Genomic DNA, 21,208 nt, shown 5'->3' with positions numbered 1-21,208 from the left:
AGTGTAGATAATTAGATACAACTTTCCTGTTCTCAGACGAAATTTATGTATCAAAAAATATACACCTTAAGTAAATATGTATAATTTTGGCTACAGCTTTATTTTCCTATATTATATTTATCGATTTTCTTATATAAGGCTGTTCTATGTATTCCCAGTTTTTCAGCAGCTAAAGATTTGTTTCCTTTAGTAAGTATAAGAGCCTTATTTATAGCTTCTATTTCAGATTCTATCACTACATCTTTTAATAAAGGAATATCATTTAAATCTTCCATAGAATAATTTATTTTATCTATAAACCTTTCAGGTAGATGCTCTGGTAAAATAATCTTACCTGGTGAAAGATTAATTGCCCTTTCCAATACATTCCTTAATTCCCTTACGTTTCCTGGCCAACTATAGAATTTGAGAATCTTTATTGTTTCTTTAGCTAAAACTTTTTCTCCTAATTTCATTTCCTTTAGTAAATAAGATAATATTTCTTCACTTAAAGGTTCTATATCTTCCATTCTTTCACAAAGGGGAGGAATTTCTATTGTTATTACATTTAATCTATAATATAAATCTTCTCTAAATTTTCCCCTTTTTATTGCTTCTTCTATATTTTCATTGGTAGCGGCTATAACTCTGGCATCAAAGGATATTTTTTTATTGCTTCCAACTCTTTCAAATTCTTTAGATTCCAAAACTCTAAGAATCTTCGCCTGCATTTCCAGGGGCATATCTCCAATTTCATCTAAAAAAATAGTTCCACCACGAGCAAGCTCAAACTTCCCGACTTTACCTTGTTTTCTAGCCCCCGTAAATGCTCCACTATCATATCCAAATAATTCTGACTCCAATAATTCCTTTGGAATTGCAGCACAATTAATGGCTATAAAAGCTTCTCCCTTCCTATAACTAGCTCTATGAATTGCATGGGCAAATAATTCTTTTCCTGTACCAGATTCTCCTGTAATAAGTACAGTTGAATTTGTTTCTGCTGCCATACTACCAACTTTTTTTAAATAGTTCATCTTTGAATTTCTAGTAATTATACTATCAAAAGAATATTTACTACCTTCTATTCTTTCAATCTCACCCTTATATTTATTTATCTTTGATTGCAAATCAAGGAGTTGGTGAGCCAACTCCTTTACTTCGCTGATATCCTTAAAAAGTACTGTGCCAACGGCTCCAATTACATTACCCTGTTTAATAATAGGGATACGGTTTGTTATCATATCATGACCTTGTATCCTTTGTACATCTCTTAATTCTTTTGTTCCTGTTTTAACTACAATATGCATACGTGTATTCTCTATGATTTCTTCAACTGGTTTCCCTATTGCATCTTCTTCTTTTATCCCTAAAAGTTTCTCATAGTTCATCTTAACTATTTTCCCTTCTGGGTCAACTAATACATACCCCTCATATGCGTAGTTTAAAACATCCTCAAGCATCTCAAAACTATCCCTAAGTTCAGTTAATTTATCCACCAAAACAATCAACCCCCAAAATAGTGAATAACTAATAGTGAATAATTATTAGATACGAAATATTACTCCAAACTATTCACTATTCACTGGTTTTATAACTTTTCACTATTCACTAATATATCTACTATCCTCTCACTTGCTCTTCCATCTCCATAGGGGTTTACGGCATTGGCCATTTTATTATATTCATCCTTATTGGATAATAGAAGATTAAGCTCATTAAATACATTTTCATAATTAGTACCTAATAATTTTGCAGTTCCTGCTTCTATACCCTCTGGTCTTTCTGTTTCTTCCCGAACCACAAGTACAGGTTTTCCTAAAGTAGGTGCTTCTTCTTGAATTCCTCCAGAATCTGTAACAACTAAATGTACTTTTGACATTATATTTGCCATAGGCTCATAATCTAATGGCTCAATTAAATGTATTCTATCATTATTGCTTAAAATCCTATTAGCAATTTCTCGTACCTTTGGATTTAAATGCATTGGAAAAATCAATTCCACATCTGTATATTTTTCTACAATATCTTTAATTGCAGTAAATATATTTTCCATAGGCTCACCAATATTCTCTCTCCTATGACATGTAAGCAATATTACCCTTTTATTTTTATAATCTAATTTATTTAATAAGTCTATATCAAATATGTAATCTTCCTTAATGGCATATTTTAAAGCATCTATTACAGTATTACCCGTAATAAATATTTTTCCGCCAGGATAGTCTTCTTTAAGTAAATTTTGCCTATTTCTCTCTGTAGGAGCAAAATGAAAGTCTGTAATTATTCCAGTTAACTTCCTATTAGCTTCCTCTGGATATGGAGAATATAAATTTCCACTACGAAGTCCTGCCTCTACATGACCAATCTTTACTTTTTGATAAAATGCAGCCAAAGCCCCTGCAAAAACCGTAGTAGTATCTCCTTGAACTAATAATACATCTGGCTTTTCTTTTATAATAACTTCTTCTAAACCCTTTAAAGCCCTTGTTGTAATATCAGTTAAAGTTTGTCCAGGTTTAAAGATATTTAAATCGTAATCTGGTCTTATATCAAATAAATTTAGTACCTGATCCAACATTTGTCTATGCTGAGCGGTAATACATATAATGCTTTCGATTCCTTCTCTCTTTTCCAGCTCTTTTACTATTGGAGCCATTTTAATTCCCTCTGGTCTTGTACCAAAGACAGTCATTACTTTCAAGTTCGTCATCCTTTCACCAATTAACAATATTCAACTAATACCCAATTAACAATTAATAGTCAAATTAAAAACATTAAAATCAATGAATTAATATCTTAATTATTCTTTATTAATTGTTTTCTGTTAATTGTTTTTTGTTCTTTATTAATTATCGTTTCTCAAATATCCCTAATTTTATAGCAACCAATACTGATGCTGCAAGTAATAATATAGATAGATATACTGCTTGTCTACTATTGGCCTTGGACACTAATATAGCAAACAAACCGAAACTAGCAGATATACCGTAGAGTATTAGTACAGATTTCTTCTGTGAATATCCTCTGTTTAAAAGTCTATGATGTAGATGTCCTTTATCTGCTGCTGATATAGATTGACCGTTTAATAACCTTCTAAATATTGCAAAGGTAGTATCAAAAATAGGTACAGATAATATTAATATAGGCGCAACAATTGCTATAGTTGCTACAGACTTCATAACACCTTCTATAGTTATGGCTGCTAACATAAATCCTAAAAATAAAGCACCAGTATCTCCCATAAAAATCTTTGCTGGATTAAAATTAAAAGGTAAAAATCCTAAACATGCACCTGCTATAGCAGCCGATAATATAATTACGCTAATGTAATTATTAGTATACCCTTTACTCGCTACAATCATAAGAGTTATACTAGATATCATAGCAACTCCTGCAGATAGTCCGTCTAACCCATCTATAAAATTCAATGTATTTGTAATGCCAACTACCCAAAATAAAGTTATAGGTATGGATAGCCAATTTAAATATATTAGAGAGCTGTCCTTTGTAAAGGGATTTGTAATGAAATCAACTTTAACATCACCATATATTAATATTAGACCTGCTATGATTTGAAACATAAATTTAGTCTTTGGCCTAAGCTCTTTAAGGTCATCTATTATTCCCCCTATTACAATAACCGTTCCACCTATTAAAATTGAAAGAATTTCTTTCTCTAAAGGTAGAAATATTAAAGTAACTACAACTACTGCTAAAAATATAGCTAAACCACCCATAAGTGGCATAGGTTCCTTATGCACTCTTCTATCATCTTTTGGAATATCCACAACACCAATCTTAAATGCAAGTTTCTTCACCAAAGGAGTAACCAAATATGAGATAACCAATGCTAGAAAAAATGGTGGTAGAAAGTCTTTCATAACAAATCCCTCTCTCCTTTTATTTAGTGCCGAATAACCTATCACCAGCATCTCCCAATCCTGGTACTATATAGGCATGATCATTTAATTTTTCATCTAAGGATGCTACATAGATATCCACGTCAGGATGTGCCTCAGTTACAGCTTTTACTCCTTCAGGTGCAGATATTAGGCAAACCAATCTAATGGAATTAGCACCTCTTTTTTTCAAGAAATCTATGGCTGCTATGGCTGAGCCACCTGTTGCAAGCATAGGATCTAAAACTATTAATTCTCTTTCTTCAATATCTTGAGGTAATTTACAATAATATTCTACAGGTTTTAATGTTTCTGGATCTCTATAAAGTCCAATATGCCCCACACGAGCTGCTGGTAATAGACTTAGCATACCATCAACCATTCCTAATCCTGCCCTAAGTATTGGTATAAGCCCTACCTTCTTACCTGATATAACTTCTGATTTCATTGTTGTAAGAGGAGTTTCTATTTCAATTTCCTCTAAAGGAAAATCTCTAGTTACCTCATAACCCATTAACATCGAAACCTCTGTAACTAACTCTCTAAACTCCTTAGAGCCTGTATTTTTATCTCTTATAAATGTAAGTTTATGTTTAATAAGAGGATGATCAAATACTACTACTTTTGCCATATATAAAACTCCCTTCTAAGTGTTAATTATTTTCCTTGAAAATTATATCATAAATTAACCTTCAATTTCACTAATTTTATTTATTCTTTTTCCATGTCTTCCACCTGCGAATTCTGATTTCAGCCAAGCAGATACTATTTCAATGGCTAAATCCCTTCCAATTACTCTACCACCAAGGGCTAAAATATTAGCATCGTTATGTTCTCTACTCATTTTAGCTGAATAAGTATCTCCACATAAAGCGCATCTAATTCCCTTTACTTTATTACAAGCTATGGAAATACCAATACCTGTACCACAAATAACAATGGCTCTATCTACTTCCTTAGCTACAACAGCTCTCGCCACCTTCTCTCCATAATCAGGATAATCTACTGATTCAAGAGAATTGGTTCCATAGTCAATATAAAAAATTTCCTCTTTATCTAAATATTCCTTGATATACTCTTTTAATTCAAATCCACCATGATCACTACCTATACCTATTTTCAATTATATCCACTCCTCACTTTTCACTATCTCCTCTATAGCTTGATAGATTTCATCCCTAGTATTCTCATATACTGTTAATCTGCCACCAAATGGATCTACTACATCCTTATCTAGTTTATAGGCATATTCTAACAATGTAAATACCTTATCCTTTGATTTAGGAAAATTTAATATAATAAAATCCTTATGAGATTTAGACATAGTTAAAATAATATAAGCCTCGTCAACTAGTTCCCTATGAATTTGCTTAGCCCTATGCTTCGATATATCTATTCCAATTTTTTTCATAACTTCTATTGAATTTTTAGAGGCATTATCTCCATGAAATGCAGAAATTCCGGCAGATTCAACTTCTATACTTAAATTATTTTTTTCTATCATAGATTTTAAAATTCCTTCAGACATAGGACTTCTACAAGTATTACCAGTACATATAAATAAAATCTTCATATAATTCTCCCTTCTACACATTAATAACCTTTCCACCAGCAGCCTTCATCATTCTATTCATTATTGCTATTCCTAAATCAGATATCTCAACTCCTTCAGCCAAGATAATATCTACATTTTCTTTATCAAATAGCCTAAGGGTATTGAATAGATTATGAGCAATAGTTTCTTTATTTTGTCTGCTGCCTATAGATATTATTAACCCTTCTTTATAGAATTCTTTTGTTTCATCTGTACAAATAATTCCTACTTTTTTATCATTATCAATATATTTCTTGGTATTTTTAATAATATTCTCTACAATATTTTCAATATCACCACTAAAAACCATCATATCTGATTTCGGTGCATAATGTCTATATTTCTGTCCTGGGGACTTTGGAATTATATTCTCATTTTCCTTTATTATAGCAAGATCTATGCTTACATTAGGAATTATTTTTTGTAATTCCTCTTTAGTAACTCCTCCCGGTCGAAGAATCATAGGTAAATTCCCTGATAAATCTAGTACCGTTGATTCCAATCCTATTCCTGTATCCCCACCATCTATTATCAAGTCTACTTTACCCATTAAGTCCTCTATTACATGCCTTGCTGATGTAGGACTAGGTCTTCCTGATGTATTAGCCGATGGTGCGGCTATTGGTACATTTGATTTTCTAATTAATTCTAATGCTATTTTATGCTCTGGCATTCTAATAGCTACAGTATTAAGTCCTGCTGTAATCATATCTGGTACCTTATTAGATTTTGGTAAAAGAATAGTCAATGGTCCAGGCCAAAATTTTTCCATGCATAATTTCCCTATATCTGGAATCTCCTCTACTAATTCTTCCACTTGTCTCATGGAATGAACATGAAGAATTAATGGATTATCCTGTGGTCTACCCTTTGCAGTAAATATCTTTTTTATTGCAATTTCATCGAATCCATTAGCACCTAATCCATATACTGTTTCCGTTGGAAACGCAACAGTTCCACTATTTTTAATTATATTTACTGCCTCAATAATTAAGTCTTCATCTACATTGTTTTCATCAATCTTTATTATCTTTGTTTCCATTATTTCCCTCTCATCTCCTATTGCTTTATTTCATTATATATTATTACCTGACAATTAACAATTAACAAAGAACAATTATCAATTAAAAATTAATAATTGATGAAACCTTTTCATATTTATAAATAGGAGGAGATAAAATGAATGAATGGATTATAGGACTTATTGGTCTTTTAGTAGGGGTTGTAGGTATTAGTCTAGGTGGCATAATTGGAATATGTATTAGAAAAACAGATAAAATGTTAAGCTTTTTATTGGGATTAACTGGTGGATTTATAATGTTTATAGTAAGTTTTCACTTATTTCCCGAAGCATTTTATATAGGAGGAGTTTTTAATGTAGTATTTGGTGTTACTGTTGGCATTTTCATTATTACTTTATTAGAAATCTTATTAGAAAGGTTATCTTGTTTTATCAATGCAAGAACAGGTATTATATTAGGTCTAAGCGTAGCTATACATAGTATTCCAGAAGGGATGGCATTAGGCTCCACATTAGTTGGTCTATCTGATTTTGGATTTGTACTTACCATGGCAATGTTACTACATAATATTCCTGAGGGGATATCCATTTCATTACCCCTGAGCATGAATAAGGTTAGACCTTGGAAAATAATTTTATTTAGTATTCTAGTTGGAATACCCACTGGAATAGGAGCATATATCGGGGCATATTTAGGTACTATATCTAATACTATAATCTCCATTTGTTTAGCCAGTGCTGGAGGTATCATGCTATATATAGTCTGTGATGAACTAATTCCAACAGCAAAAACCCTTCACAAAGGAAGGATTTCTAGTATCGGTACTGTTATTGGTTTTATATTGGGTATTATCTTATATTTTAAATAAATAACAAAAATACTCCCCTCTTAGTATCAGATTTTTATTTTTTAATCTGTCTAACATGGGAGCATATCATTTTTTACCATTTGCCTCTATTTCTTTTAGTAAATATAAATACTCGTTATTATCCATTTTCCGTCAATATATTCAAGCTTAAATTCAGAAACATCGGTATATTCTTCTATGATAGTTTCATTTGAATACAGCTTTTCCGTATATTCAATCAAGTATTTTACATTTGTTTTATCTTTAGATATTTTTTCCCATCTCTTTATATTTATCTTAGATTTATCAAATTTGCCACTTACTAAATTAGAATTAATTAAATAGCGTGAAGCTATTAAACCATCGTAAACTTTTTCAGACAATAAAGGTTTGAAATTTCCAAGGAATATATCCACATCTTCTTGTAAGAATAAGCCTGACACTATATTATCGTAATTTTCATAAAGAGCAGATTTCATATCAAAAAAGTTTTTTATAGTTGTTTTTGGATTGGGTGTTTTATTGTATATATAGAAAACTAAAAGTAGAGCTATAGAAACGATAATTAATAATAATAGTAGGTGGGGCTTACAAATTTTCATGTCATTTTACCTCCAGATAAACATCGATTAAACTTTAAGGTAACTCCATCTCTCTCCCATATGCCTCATACCTCAATCTACAATCTGGTACAGGTGACCCTGATGTAAACTTAATATCATTTGTATAAAGATACGTACCAGCAGCAGGTATAGTATATCCTGCATGCCATAGAGCATAATAACCTACATAATTCACTTCTAAAGGATCATATTCAGTTATTAATACTTCAGTACACCTCTTACATTGCCAACAGCTGCCATCAAATGCAAATACTGCATCTTGACCAAACTTTCCTCTATACACAAACCCCCAGCCACGTGAATACATCAAATGGTAATCATATCCATTACAAATTTCAGGTTCTGCTGGAACGATTACAAAGTCTTCTGATGAATCTATATCTGATACATTGTTTCTCTCAAGACTAGCTGCATTTGAAGTAAATGTAATTGCAAATATCAATAATAGTGGTAAAAAATATGACTTATTAAGTTTCTAGCTAAACTATGCTTATTCATTTAATCACCCCCTTATTAAAACTAATTCTATGTCAACTAGTATTTAAGTACAATAATTAAATCAAGCAAATTAAATCCTTGCATAAGCAATTAACTTTTAATTAAAAAACTCAATATTTTTAATTGGTTTATTCAATAAATTATTCATATATCTATTAAATCAAATATTGTACTTATTGTCAACATGATTATTCAGACAAATATGATTATTCAGATAAATTTGGTATTTTGATATATTAATATCCGAAACTTATCAAAATTTAAAAACAAGAGATGTTTTATAAACATAAACACAAAGGGATGCTAGACCGTTACAGAATTAAGAAAATTGAGGGCTTATGTCTAAGGAGAAAACAATAATATTGCAGGTTGTAGTAGCAGAGCAACTTCAACCCGCAAAAATGACAAAAATGGTGCTAAACACCATTTTTTCACTTATTTAAAACTATTTTTTTATTCTGATCCTAGCCTTTCTGCTTGATCAGATGTAATTAATGCATCTATCATTTCGTCTAGATCCCCATCTACAAAGGCATCTAATTTATATAGTGTTAAATTAATTCTATGGTCTGTAACTCTACCTTGTGGGAAGTTATAGGTTCTAATTCTTTCTGATCTATCTCCTGTACCTACTTGACCTTTTCTTTCTTCAGCTATTTCTGCCGCCTGATCAGTTAGCATTTTATCATATATTCTAGTTTTTAATATTCTCATTGCCTTTTCTCTATTTTTGATTTGACTTCTTTCATCTTGACAAGCAACTACTACCCCTGTTGGTATATGAGTAATTCTAACAGCAGAGTCAGTAGTGTTTACGTGCTGTCCACCTGCTCCGGAAGATCTATAGATATCTATTTTTAAATCTTTTTCTTGAATATCTATATCTACATCTTCTGCTTCTGGTAATACGGCAACTGTAGAAGTAGATGTATGAATTCTACCACTCGCTTCAGTTTCAGGTACTCTTTGAACCCTATGTACCCCAGATTCATATTTTAATCTGCTATAAGCGCCTTTCCCCTTTATCATAAATATTACTTCTTTAAATCCACCAATACCTATTTCGTTTGTACTCATTACTTCTACTTTCCATCTATTTCTCTCTGCATATCTTGAGTACATTCTAAATAATACTCCTGAGAATAAAGCAGCTTCATCTCCTCCAGCTCCACCTCTTATTTCTACAATAACATTTTTATGATCATTAGGGTCTTTAGGTATAAGTAATAATCTAAGCTCTTCTTCTATAGCTTCTAACGAAGTCTCCAAATCTTTTATTTCTTCTTTAACAAGTTCTTTCATTTCATCATCTAATTTATCTCTAAGCATCTCTTTGGCTTCTTCAAGACCATCCCTAGTTTTTACAAACTCCCTATATTTAAATACAATAGGCTCTATATCGGAATGTTCTTTCATTAATTTTTGGAATAATTCTCTATCATTTATCACTTCCATGTCCATTACTTTTTGGCCTAATTCATTATATCTTTCTTCAATACTAGCTAATTTATCTAACATATTCTATCACTCCCTTTATTCAATTGACAATGGACAACTGACAATCAAAAACCTATTAATATTAATTTCCTTTAATTATCCATTGATAAAAATATATTTGATTAATTTTAATCTTATTTTGTTAATTTTAAATTAATAAATAATCACCCCTACAATTCCTGCTATTATAATAGTGATTATGGGGTGCATTTTTTTAAATGAAGTTAAATAAAAAAGTACTGCACCTAATATAAAAGTCTTTATGTCTATAATGGCATTTTTAGATACTGTTAGACTAGCGGAGATAATAAGCCCAAGAACCACTGGTCTTATACCCTTAAATGCCCACTCTACATAGGGGGAATTTTTAAACTTTGATAAGAAATGAGCTATAATAAGTATTACGACAATAGATGGTAGGACTACTCCAATTGTTGCTACAACAGAACCTAATATTCCCCCAACCTTATAACCTAAAAAGGTTGCCGAATTTATGGCAACTGGTCCTGGTGTCATTTCTACTACTGCTAATATATCTATAAATTCATTTAATGTCAGCCAATTATGAACTTCTATTATCTCTTTTTGTATCAATGGCAGCATAGCATATCCACCACCAAAACTAAAGGCTCCAATTTTAAGAAATGATATGAAAAGTTTTAATATAGTCATATTTTTTTCTCCTTATTTTTAAAATATATAATTGAGCCAATAGCAGCAATAAGGATTATAATTATTGGACTAATATTAAATAGCATTATTGCCAAAACAGTAAGAAAAGCTCCTGATATTATGAAAATATTAAATTTCATATTTTTCCCTAATTTATATACTGCGGAGAATATTAAAGCAGCCACTGCTGGTCTTATGCCTAAAAACACTTTTTCGATTATAGGATTTTGCCTAAAACCCCAAAAAAACTTTACAACCAAAAGTATAATTGTAAATGAGGGAAGAATAGTTCCTAATGTACAAAACATGGCTCCTTTAATGCCTGCCACCTTATATCCAACATAGGTACTTGTATTAACAGCTACAGGTCCTGGTGTTACTTCAGCTATAGCCAATATATCTATAAATTCTTCCGTTGTCAGCCAATTATTCTCATCTACTACTTCTCTCTGAATTAAAGGAAGCATGGCGTACCCTCCACCAATGGTAAATGCTCCTATTTTAAAAAACGCCCAAAATAATTTCAATAGTTTTCCCATTAAATCATACTCCTTTATTATTTAATGCCTAAAACTACCCTAGTATGGCCTTGTAAATCCTTTAGAATAGATACATCTCTAAAGCCTTCATCAAGTAAAATATCTCGAACTTCCTCTCCTTGATTATACCCAATCTCATATATTAGAAGTCCATTATCTTTTAAATACCTTCTGCTTTCAGGTGTAATTTTTCTATAAAAGTCCAATCCATCAACTCCTCCATCTAAAGCACCCCTTGGCTCAAAATCCTTTACGGTAATATCAAGAGTTTCGATTTCCTTAGAAGCAATATAAGGTGGATTAGATACTATAATTTGAAATTCTTTTTCTAAATCAAGTAATTCTATTGCTTTAAATAAATCTCCCTTATAAAAATTAACATTGGATAGTCTAAATCTATTCTTATTAATATTCGCTACCTTAATAGCAGTATCTGAAATATCTACTCCATATACAAGGACATCTTTGCAGTAATTAGCAATACTTAAAGAAATAGCTCCACTCCCAATTCCCAAATCTAGTACCTTAATTCTTTTATTCTTATATATTTTATTTATATAATCTATAATATACTCTACTAAAATTTCAGTATCAGGTCTAGGGATTAGAACTCCTTCTTCCAAATAAAAGTCCAATCCCATAAACTCTCTTTCTCCTAATATATATTGTATAGGATATCCCTCAGTCCTTTTTTCTACTAACTGCAGAAACTTAGATTCTATTTCTTTTGAGATCTCTCGCTCACCGTAAGTATATATATAGGATTTATCTACATCTAATAGTTTGCACAATATCAGAATAGAATCTAAAATAGGGGCTCTAGACTTCCTCAACAAATCATTTATCCCTACCATTTATCCTCATCCTTATTATCTGTTAAAACTGCCTTTAAAGATTCTATAGCCACTTGAATTTGCTCACCATCAGGTTCTTTTACTGTGGCTAACTTTTGAATCATCAATCCTGGATAAGATAAAAAATAAGATAATCTAGAATTGCTCTTTCCAATAAGTTTATTGATTTCATAAGAAATACCTGCAATTACAGGAAACATCAAAATTCTTATAATAAATCTTTGTAATGGATTTGGCCAGCCAAAAAATGATAAAACCAATATACTAATAATCATTACCATAAATAAAAAACTTGTTCCGCATCTTGGATGAAGAATAGGATATTTCTTTACATTTTCAACTGTAAGTTCTTCTTCATTTTCATAACAATGTATAGTCTTATGCTCTGCTCCATGATACTCAAACACCCTTTTTATATCTTCAAATTTTGATACCCCTATTATATATATTAAAAATATTATTATTCTAATTAAACCCTCCACAAGATTTAGTCCTATAGAACTACTAATTTTTTCTTTAAAAAAATTAGTTAAAATAGTTGGTAATATCATAAACATTCCTATAGCAAGTACAACAGAACTAATAACAGCAAATATCATTTCAGCTTCCTCAGCCTTATCCTTAAACAGCTTTTCCGTAAAACTTTCTTTAGTGGAATCTTCTTCCTCTTCAAAAAATTCTGCTGAATACATAAGTGCCCTAGTTCCAAACATTAAAGCTTCTATAAGCCCTACTACTCCCCTAAGAAATGGTAGTCGAAATATTTTATACTTCATCCCTAAAGTATTTAATTTCTCTTTTTTTATTTCAATTTCTTTATCAGGCTTTCTAACAGCAATAGCTATATCCTTTGGTCCACGCATCATAACTCCTTCAATTAATGCCTGTCCCCCAATACTTGTAATATGCTTTGGTGTTCTGTCTAGATTTTTTATTTTCATATCATTTCACCCCCAATTTTTAGCCTTTTCTAAGCATCAAAATTCACCTCTACCTCTGTTCGCTGTGTTAGGTCATTTCCCGCAGTTTCGCAACACAAATCTATTTACTTCCTCAATTTGCCCCGCAGGGTATAATTCGATAGTCCTTTAGGGCTCACTACACTCGTATAGATTTGGTGCTAATTGCGTTTGACCTACCATCCTTCCTTACTATAATTTTGATAGTAGGACAGCCACGCAGTCTCACTGCACAAATTCATTTGCTCGTTATCACTCGCATGAATTTGCCGTTCGTTGTATTAGGTCATAAAAAATAAAGGTTAGTTGCTCAAGCATCTAACCTAGTTTTCCGAAGAAATTAGTCCATATTGTATTTCTTCTTGAATTTTTCAACACGTCCACCACGTTCAACAAATTTTTGACGACCTGTAAAGAATGGATGACATTCTGAACAAATTTCAACTCTTAATTCATCTTTAACGGAACCTGTTGTAAAAGTATTTCCACAGGCACAAGTTACAGTAACATCTTTATAATTTGGATGAATATCCGCCTTCATTCCTTTCACCTCTCTTCAACTGCTAGTATATAGCAAAAAAACATTTTTTCATAATTCAACCATTAAATTATAGCATATAAAATTTTTCTTTTCAACTAAAACCAAATTTTATTTCTCATCTCATCTATAAATTTATCATTATCTTTAGTTCTTACTAGGTTTTCTATTAAATTTTCAATTACATCCTGTGTAGGTGCATTTCCCATTGCTTTTCTTATTGCCCAAATAGTTTCAAGCTCTTTTTGAGATAAAATTAATTCCTCTCTCCTAGTACCTGATTTATTTATATCAATAGCTGGGAAAATTCTCTTTTCAGATAATTTTCTATCTAAATGGATTTCCATATTTCCTGTACCTTTAAACTCTTCAAATATAACATCATCCATACGACTGCCAGTTTCAACTAAAGCTGTAGCAAGTATGGTCAATGAGCCACCTTCTTCCAAATTTCTTGCAGCTCCAAAAAATCTTTTAGGTTTATGTAAAGCACCAGGGTCCAATCCTCCAGAAAGAGTTCTTCCAGTGGCTGGTATAGTTAGATTATATGCTCTAGCAAGTCTTGTAATACTGTCTAATAGAACTACTACATCTTTTCCATGTTCTACCAACCTCTTTGCCCTTTCCAATACAATCTCTGCAACCTTTGTATGATGCTGAGGAAGCTCATCAAAAGTTGAGTAAACTACATCTCCCTTTACAGACCTTTTCATATCTGTTACTTCTTCAGGTCTTTCATCTATTAATAATACAATAACTTCTACTTCTGGATGATTTTTTTCTATTGCATTGGCTACCATTTTAAGAAGTGATGTCTTTCCAGCCTTTGGTGGAGAAACTATCATACCCCTTTGTCCTTTTCCTATAGGTGCAATTAAATCTATCATCCTAGTAGCTAACTCAGAGGAATTAGTTTCAAGTTCTAATCTTTTAGTTGGATATATAGGGGTTAAACTATCGAAATTAGGTCTTTTTGTGCAGGTTTCCGGATGCATTCCATTAACTGATTTGATATAAAGAAGAGCTTTGTATCTTTCTCCAGGATTTGGATCACGAGTCACACCAAAGATTTTATCTCCCGTTCTCAATCTAAATCGTCTAATTTGAGATGGAGAAATATATATATCCTCGTCACCAGATAAATAATTATCAGATCTTAAAAAACCATAACCATCTGTGTGTAGTTCGAGGATTCCTTCGGCACCATTTATTATATCCATATTCTCTAGTTCTTCCGTAACCTTCTCAGGTAAATCCTCTGTTTCAATATCTTTAATATCTATTTTTATTTCATTTTCATCAGATAATCCTTTTTCCTTCTCTTCAGAAGCATAACTTTGAAGTATTATATCTATTAACTCATCCTTTTTATACTTATAGGGACTAGCTATACCTTGAGACTTTGCTATTTCCCTTAAATCACCTATCTTTTTATCCGACAGATCATGTTCCGTCAAATATAAACACTCCTTTCATTTTAGTGAATAGGTAATAGTGAATAACTAATAGTTAAAACCTTAAAACATAGATTCCCATTTTCTTCAAAATGACATAAACCTTTCACTATTCACTATTCACTGTTTTTTCATTATTCACTAATTTTATTTTGCGTATTCTGGTTTTTTATCTAATTTGTGAGTGGCTTCTATAAATCTAATCGTCCCTGTTTCTGCCCTTAAAACTAAGGTATGAGTTGAAGCAACATTATTTTCTAAATACTTAACCCCTTGAAGTAACTCTCCATGAGATACACCCGTTGCTGCAAAAACAACTTCATCTCCCTTTACAAGATCATCTGTTTTATAGACCTTATTTAAGTCAGCTCCCATCTCTATACATCTTCTTTTTTGTTCTTCTGTCACCGGATGCAAAATACCTTGGAATTCACCACCCATACATTTTAAAGCAGCTGCAGTAAGAACCCCTTCAGGAGCTCCTCCTATACCTACCATCATATCTACACCTGTATTTTCAAAACAGGTATTTATTGCTGCAATAACATCTCCATCAGTAATCATTCTAATCCTTGCACCGGCTTTTCTTATACTTGCCACTAAATCACTATGTCTTGGTCTATCAAGCATAGTTATTGTGACCTCAGATACATCTTTATCTAAAGCTTTAGCAACTCTAGCTATATTATCTTCTATTGGAGCATTAATATCTATAACTCCTGCTGCCTTTGGTCCTACAGCTATTTTATTCATATAGGTATCTGGAGCATGAAGCATGCAACCCCTAGGAGCTATAGCAACTACAGAAACTGCATCTGGACGACCATATGCTATAGAGCTTGTTCCATCAAGAGGGTCTACTGCTATATCAACCTTCAAACTATCCTCGCCTGCAATGCCTATTTGCTCTCCAATATATAGCATAGGAGCTTCATCTATTTCTCCTTCACCGATAACCACAACTCCATCTATATTTACAGTATCAAACATACGCCTCATAGCATCAACAGCAGCTTGATCTGCCGCATTTTTATCTCCTCTGCCTAATAACTTTGCACTAGCTAATGCAGCAGCTTCTGTCACCCTTGCTAAATTTAAAGCCAAATTTCTATCCATTCTAACACTCCCTATTTATTTTGTAGACTATCCCAATCCTTTAAAAATTTATCTATACCACTGTCAGTTAAAGGATGACTTAACATTTGCATAAAAACCTTATAAGGTATAGTTGAAATATGAGCTCCAGCCTTTGCAGCATCTAATACATGAATAGGATGTCTAATGCTTGCTGCAATTATTTCAGTATTTATATTATGCATATTAAATACTTGAACTATATCTTCAATAATATAAATTCCTTCATTTCCAATATCATCAAGTCTACCAACAAAAGGGCTAACATATGTAGCTCCTGCACGAGCAGCAAGCAAAGCTTGATTAGCTGAGAAAATCAGAGTTACATTGGTTTTTATTCCCTCATTAACTAAAACTTTTACAGCCTTTAATCCTTCCTTAGTCATAGGAATCTTAATAATAATATTGGGATGAATTTTTGCTAATTCTCTAGCTTCCTTTAACATTCCTTCCTTATCTAAAGAAATAACCTCTGCACTAATAGGTCCATCTACGATATTAGCAATCTCCTTGACAACTTCCTTAAAATCCCTACCTTCTTTAGCTATCAAACTAGGATTAGTAGTGACTCCGCAGATAACTCCCCATTCATTAATTTCTTTTATTTCATCTATATTTGCAGTATCTATAAAAAGCTTCATAATATTCCCCCTCTATTCAATTGACAATTGAGAATTGAGAATTGACGATGAAAACCTCACAAAAAATAAGTTCTAAAAATAATTAAACACATTAAAATCATAGCTTTTTATCTTTTATTTCATAATCTTTTAATCCTTTAATTGTCAATTGTACATTGCCAATTGTCAGTTAATAAAGCCTAAGCTCTATTAACTGAACCAAATATATGCATTTTTTCTTTGATTTTTTCCTTCATTTGATTTTTTGCAGGAGTTAATATCTTTCTTGGATCAATATTATCTGGATTAGATTTAAGGAAATCTTTTACACCATTAGCAAAGGCAATTCTAAGATCTGTATCTATATTTATTTTGCAAATTCCTAATGGAATTGCTTTCTTTAAAGCCTCTTCAGGAACTCCTGAGGAACCATGCAATACTAAAGGAATACCAACTTTATCCCTAATAACTTTTATTCTATCAAAATCAAGCTTTGGCTCTCCTTTATATACTCCATGAGCAGTACCAACAGCTATTGCTAAAAAATCCACATCCGTTTCATTTACAAATCTTAAAGCTTCATCTGGATCGGTAAACGTAGCATCTCTCTCATCTACAGTTATGTGGTCTTCCGTACCACCAATTTTCCCTAACTCAGCTTCAACAGAAACACCTACAGCTTTAGCCACTTCTATTACCTTTTTAGTGTATGCAATATTTTCATCTAATGGGAATCTAGACCCATCAATCATAACAGAAGTAAATCCATGTCTAATACATAGCATCACCTGGTCAAAATCAGTACCATGGTCTAAATGTAATGCTACTGGTACCTTAGCATTTCTAGCAGCTATTTTTCCCAAGCCTGCAATATATTCTATTCCAGCATATTTAATTCCACCTTGACTAGCTTGAAGAATAACAGGAGAATTAGTTTCCTCTGCAGCTTCAATAATTGCCTGTACTATCTCCATATTATTCACATTAAAAGCACCAACAGCATATCCATTTTTTTGAGCATCTAATAATAATTCTCTTCCTGTTACTAACATTTAATTCCCTCCATTTTTCTTATTATATACTATTATACCAGATTTCAAAACTATTACAGTAATAAATTTAGATAAAAACATTATAATAAGTATCATTTTTGATGTATAATGTCAAATATGATACTTATTTAAGTTTGTATGCTATATTTGTTTTATAACCGCTTAATCCTCTTTTCTAATCCTTTCCACTATGCTTTCCTTTACCATAGCTTTTTTTATAATATAAGGTAAAACAATGCCCAAGATAACTATCATAGGTAAAGCTACGAGAAGTGGATTTAAAGTAAAGTTATAAGTAGCAAAGAAAGATTTGCTAATTAATTTCTTTATTACAGTAATAGATATAACTATGGAGAGTATTACAGATATAATCATAGTCCCTAAAGAATAATATATACCTTCTCTTATCAGCATAAAATTTAATTGCTTTTTTGTCATTCCTATACTTTCAAGCAATGCAAATTCTCTTTTTCTTGTTATAATACTTGTTATTATGGAGTTAATAAAATTAACAATTCCAACTAACCCCACAATAAAACTTAAAGAACCTCCGACTAATAAAAACATATTTTTAAAATTGTCAAACTCTCCCTTTTGTTTGTTTCTGGAGTCATAATCTAAAGTATAGTCAACATTATTAGTATAATCCTCTAGAAAACTTTCATAATCAGTGATATTTTCAGTATTCACATCAAATTGATATACCATAGTAAAGGGACTATCTACTATTTCTTTATAAATATTAGAAGGTAAATATAATAGCTGACCTTTTTTTGAATCTGTAACTATTTTCCCATTAATTGCTGTAACATAACTTTCAAGAAAGTATCTAGAGGAATTAGTATAATCATAGGATATAATAGCCATAACTTCAAATTCTCTAACTCCATTTTCTGTAGTTAATTTAATCTTATCCCCTATATCATACTTAATTCTATCCCAGACAGGAGTTCCATTATCATTGGTATATCCGCCATAAATAACATAATCTCCAGTGCTTAATTTTTCCATATCAATTTTACCCTTGACTAATTTTTGTTTTTCCATCAAATATTCATCTAATCCAAAAAGTTGAATGGGAGTTTTATCCACAAAATCTAAATCTTTTTCTTCAAAAAGTTCTATGAATTCTTCTGGAGTATAATAAATTCTGCCTCCATTTATAAAGCCATTCCTGTCTTTTATTATATTTATTATATTTTCAGATAAATTATCTTCTTTCAATCTAAAATCAGACTTAAAATATTTTGCTGACCCTAGTACAAAGTCAGAGTTAATAAATTTACTTAAATATTTATTCATATCAAAACTATTTGTCATTGTATATACAGAATTGAGGAGTACTAAACTTAAAGACATGGATAGAAGGACAATAATAGTTCTAGTCTTATTTCTAAATAAGTTAGAAACTGCCATTTTACTAATATCGACCTTTTTTTCTGTTTTTCTTATATGTCTATAATTCACCTTATGAATATCTGTAACCTTTACAGCTTCAACCGGTGAAACTTTTCCTGCAATCTTACCTGGCCTTCTACAAGATATAAAAACTGTAATTAACGAAAATGCTATGGAAAACAAAAAAATCCAAGGTGTAGGACTTTTCACCACTTGATCTCCAATTGATGTAGTAGATGCAATTCTCGGAAGAATCATATTCCCTGTAAAATATCCTAAAATCAAACCTATAGGAATTCCTATCACAGATATAAACAAAGCCTGTTTCCTTATAATCTTCATAATCTGTTTTCTAGTAGTACCCACAGTTTTTAGTAGCCCGTAGAATTTAATATCTGAAACTACAGAAATTTGAAATATATTATATATAATTAGATATCCTGTAAAAATGATAATTAATAAAATCACTACTGCGCTACCTAAAGTAACAGAGTCAGCATCTTCCAATTTTCCTGATATATACCCCCAATTAACTCCAATATCAATAGCTGGCCCATCTTCATCAAAATTATATCCGCTTTCCATTTGAACCTGTAACAATTTTCTTTCTATATTCCTCGAATTAGAAAACATTACATCTAAAGAATAAATATTTTGTGGTAATTTAAGAGAGCCTGCGTATTCCTTTGATGTAAATATCATTCTTGCCATCATTACTTCATCTACATCATAAAATCCTGATAATATAAATTCATCTTCTATAGTTTCTAGAACTTCTCCATCTTTCTCAATATTATATTTTAATTTAATCTTTTCCCCTACTTTGTGAGGTATATGAAGTAGATCTAAAACTTTCGTATCGGTGATAATCTCATTTCTTTCTATAGGTAACCTTCCTGTAGTTGGATAACAAAACCCCTTTTTAATATAATTATCATCTCCATAGGAAATTTCCACATGTTCCTTGATAAATTCCTCATTTACTACAAACCCTATCATTTGCCTTATTCCTGTTTCTTTAATCAATGGGTGAGTCTGTAACTTATCTATATCTTCTTTATTTATTCTCTTAAACTCACCATGAAATGTAGATCCTACCATCCTCATGTTTTCCATTTCTATAGAGTTTTTCATACCGAATCCAATGGTGAAAAGACTTGTAAATAACAAAGTAGTCAGTGCGATTGCAATAAATGCAATAATATTTCTCCTGTGATTATTCTTCAAACTAGCAATGGCAATTTTATTGATAACTTTTTTATTATTAACCTTATTCATAAATCTCACCACCAAGAATTCTTCCATCCTCAATTCTAATAATACGGTCTGCCATCTGAGCAATTTCTTCATTGTGAGTAATCATAATAACTGTTTGATTAAATCTTTTGCTTGAAATCTTAATAAGTCCCATTACATCTAAGCTAGTTTTACTATCTAAATTACCTGTTGGCTCATCGGCTAATATAATTGATGGTTTAGTAGCCAATGCCCGGCCAATAGCAACTCTTTGCTGCTGCCCACCAGAAAGTTGATTTGGCATATTATATTTTTTATCTTCAATTCCCAAAGTCTTAAATATTTCCTCTATATATTCTTTATCTATTTCATTCCCATCTAAGGAAATTGGGAGTGTAATATTTTCATATACATTTAGGACTGGTATCAAGTTATATGATTGAAAAATAAACCCAATTTTTCTCCTGCGAAATATAGTAAGTTCATCATCCTTTAGTTTAAATATATCTTTATCATCAACTATAACTTCTCCAGATGTCGGTCTATCTAATCCCCCTAACATATGCAACAAAGTAGATTTTCCTGATCCAGAAGTTCCTACAATAGCTACAAACTCTCCTCGTTCCACCTCTACACTAACTCCATCTAGTGCCTTTACAAAATTCTTATCATTACCATAATATTTTTTCAGGTCCATAGTCTCCAAAATCTTCATATAAATCACCTCATTTCCCTCAGTTTCGCAACTCAAATCTATTTACTCACTATGTTCGTATAGATTTGACCCTAA

Annotated in this window: 22 protein-coding genes; 1 reads left to right on the top strand and 21 read right to left on the bottom strand. The window is 31.5% G+C overall.

Translation table 11 applies throughout. From position 1 onward, the window contains the following. Positions 1 to 98 precede the first annotated feature (98 nt). The 7 genes from RT714_RS10035 to RT714_RS10005 form a co-directional block, all read right to left on the bottom strand. Positions 99 to 1,478 (bottom strand): sigma 54-interacting transcriptional regulator, encoded by a 1,380-nt coding sequence (locus RT714_RS10035; protein WP_313757530.1) that lies wholly within the window; start codon positions 1,476 to 1,478, stop codon positions 99 to 101. A gap of 92 nt (positions 1,479 to 1,570) precedes the next feature. After that, a complete protein-coding gene (gene wecB / locus RT714_RS10030) occupies positions 1,571 to 2,683 on the bottom strand; it encodes a non-hydrolyzing UDP-N-acetylglucosamine 2-epimerase (RefSeq protein ID WP_313757436.1) in 1,113 nt (370 codons plus the stop codon). Positions 2,684 to 2,831: 148 nt separating this feature from the next. Further along, complete coding sequence (locus RT714_RS10025) at positions 2,832 to 3,863, bottom strand: MraY family glycosyltransferase (RefSeq protein WP_313757435.1); 1,032 nt, start codon at positions 3,861 to 3,863, stop codon at positions 2,832 to 2,834. A 19-nt stretch (positions 3,864 to 3,882) separates the two neighbouring features. After that, positions 3,883 to 4,512: a uracil phosphoribosyltransferase gene (gene upp / locus RT714_RS10020; protein WP_313757434.1), complete on the bottom strand. Its 630-nt coding sequence runs from the start codon at positions 4,510 to 4,512 to the stop codon at positions 3,883 to 3,885. Between the two features lie 54 nt (positions 4,513 to 4,566). Beyond that, positions 4,567 to 5,004 (bottom strand): ribose 5-phosphate isomerase B, encoded by a 438-nt coding sequence (gene rpiB, locus RT714_RS10015; RefSeq protein WP_313757433.1) that lies wholly within the window; start codon positions 5,002 to 5,004, stop codon positions 4,567 to 4,569. Beyond that, positions 5,005 to 5,454 (bottom strand): low molecular weight protein arginine phosphatase, encoded by a 450-nt coding sequence (locus RT714_RS10010; protein WP_313757432.1) that lies wholly within the window; start codon positions 5,452 to 5,454, stop codon positions 5,005 to 5,007. It abuts the gene before it with no gap. 13 nt (positions 5,455 to 5,467) lie between these two features. Next, complete coding sequence (locus RT714_RS10005; RefSeq protein ID WP_313757431.1) at positions 5,468 to 6,517, bottom strand: L-threonylcarbamoyladenylate synthase; 1,050 nt, start codon at positions 6,515 to 6,517, stop codon at positions 5,468 to 5,470. 137 nt (positions 6,518 to 6,654) lie between these two features. Between RT714_RS10005 and RT714_RS10000 the strand changes: the two genes are divergently transcribed. Further along, positions 6,655 to 7,365, top strand: a complete 711-nt coding sequence (locus RT714_RS10000) for a ZIP family metal transporter (RefSeq protein WP_313757430.1) — start codon at positions 6,655 to 6,657, stop codon at positions 7,363 to 7,365. A gap of 95 nt (positions 7,366 to 7,460) precedes the next feature. Here RT714_RS10000 and RT714_RS09995 read toward each other — a convergent pair whose 3' ends face one another. The 14 genes from RT714_RS09995 to RT714_RS09930 all read right to left on the bottom strand — a co-directional run bounded on the left by RT714_RS09995 (position 7,461) and on the right by RT714_RS09930 (position 21,133). After that, positions 7,461 to 7,946, bottom strand: a complete 486-nt coding sequence (locus RT714_RS09995; protein WP_072975719.1) for a hypothetical protein — start codon at positions 7,944 to 7,946, stop codon at positions 7,461 to 7,463. Between the two features lie 34 nt (positions 7,947 to 7,980). Beyond that, positions 7,981 to 8,409: a hypothetical protein gene (locus RT714_RS09990; RefSeq protein ID WP_313757429.1), complete on the bottom strand. Its 429-nt coding sequence runs from the start codon at positions 8,407 to 8,409 to the stop codon at positions 7,981 to 7,983. A 509-nt stretch (positions 8,410 to 8,918) separates the two neighbouring features. Beyond that, positions 8,919 to 9,983 carry a peptide chain release factor 1 gene (gene prfA / locus RT714_RS09985; RefSeq protein WP_313757428.1) on the bottom strand — a complete coding sequence of 355 codons (1,065 nt, stop codon included), beginning with the start codon at positions 9,981 to 9,983 and terminating at the stop codon, positions 8,919 to 8,921. Between the two features lie 132 nt (positions 9,984 to 10,115). After that, positions 10,116 to 10,634 carry a chromate transporter gene (locus RT714_RS09980; RefSeq protein ID WP_313757427.1) on the bottom strand — a complete coding sequence of 173 codons (519 nt, stop codon included), beginning with the start codon at positions 10,632 to 10,634 and terminating at the stop codon, positions 10,116 to 10,118. After that, positions 10,631 to 11,173, bottom strand: coding sequence for a chromate transporter (locus tag RT714_RS09975; RefSeq protein ID WP_313757426.1), 543 nt, complete (start codon positions 11,171 to 11,173; stop codon positions 10,631 to 10,633). Before RT714_RS09975 ends, RT714_RS09980 begins: the two co-directional genes overlap by 4 nt. 17 nt (positions 11,174 to 11,190) lie before the next feature. Further along, positions 11,191 to 12,027 carry a peptide chain release factor N(5)-glutamine methyltransferase gene (prmC, locus tag RT714_RS09970; protein ID WP_313757425.1) on the bottom strand — a complete coding sequence of 279 codons (837 nt, stop codon included), beginning with the start codon at positions 12,025 to 12,027 and terminating at the stop codon, positions 11,191 to 11,193. Further along, entirely contained in the window at positions 12,021 to 12,968 is a 948-nt protein-coding gene (locus RT714_RS09965) for a DUF1385 domain-containing protein (protein WP_313757424.1), read from the bottom strand. Before RT714_RS09965 ends, prmC begins: the two co-directional genes overlap by 7 nt. 358 nt (positions 12,969 to 13,326) lie before the next feature. Beyond that, positions 13,327 to 13,527 carry a 50S ribosomal protein L31 gene (gene rpmE / locus RT714_RS09960; protein ID WP_313757423.1) on the bottom strand — a complete coding sequence of 67 codons (201 nt, stop codon included), beginning with the start codon at positions 13,525 to 13,527 and terminating at the stop codon, positions 13,327 to 13,329. 95 nt (positions 13,528 to 13,622) lie between these two features. After that, positions 13,623 to 14,981, bottom strand: a complete 1,359-nt coding sequence (rho, locus tag RT714_RS09955; protein WP_313757422.1) for a transcription termination factor Rho — start codon at positions 14,979 to 14,981, stop codon at positions 13,623 to 13,625. Positions 14,982 to 15,125: 144 nt separating this feature from the next. Next, positions 15,126 to 16,094 (bottom strand): class II fructose-bisphosphatase, encoded by a 969-nt coding sequence (glpX, locus tag RT714_RS09950; protein ID WP_313757421.1) that lies wholly within the window; start codon positions 16,092 to 16,094, stop codon positions 15,126 to 15,128. An 11-nt stretch (positions 16,095 to 16,105) separates the two neighbouring features. Continuing rightward, complete coding sequence (fsa, locus tag RT714_RS09945; RefSeq protein ID WP_313757420.1) at positions 16,106 to 16,753, bottom strand: fructose-6-phosphate aldolase; 648 nt, start codon at positions 16,751 to 16,753, stop codon at positions 16,106 to 16,108. A 179-nt stretch (positions 16,754 to 16,932) separates the two neighbouring features. Then, positions 16,933 to 17,784 carry a class II fructose-1,6-bisphosphate aldolase gene (locus RT714_RS09940; RefSeq protein ID WP_313757419.1) on the bottom strand — a complete coding sequence of 284 codons (852 nt, stop codon included), beginning with the start codon at positions 17,782 to 17,784 and terminating at the stop codon, positions 16,933 to 16,935. 162 nt (positions 17,785 to 17,946) lie between these two features. After that, positions 17,947 to 20,460: an FtsX-like permease family protein gene (locus RT714_RS09935; protein ID WP_313757418.1), complete on the bottom strand. Its 2,514-nt coding sequence runs from the start codon at positions 20,458 to 20,460 to the stop codon at positions 17,947 to 17,949. After that, positions 20,453 to 21,133 carry an ABC transporter ATP-binding protein gene (locus RT714_RS09930; protein WP_313757417.1) on the bottom strand — a complete coding sequence of 227 codons (681 nt, stop codon included), beginning with the start codon at positions 21,131 to 21,133 and terminating at the stop codon, positions 20,453 to 20,455. The genes RT714_RS09935 and RT714_RS09930 overlap by 8 nt, the downstream gene beginning before the upstream one ends. Positions 21,134 to 21,208 lie beyond the last annotated feature (75 nt).

The organism is Tissierella sp. (assembly GCF_032104385.1).
GTDB lineage: Bacteria > Bacillota > Clostridia > Tissierellales > Tissierellaceae > Tissierella.
The sequence above is the reverse complement of the archived record's forward strand: the minus strand, read 5'-3'. Positions and strand labels throughout refer to the sequence as shown.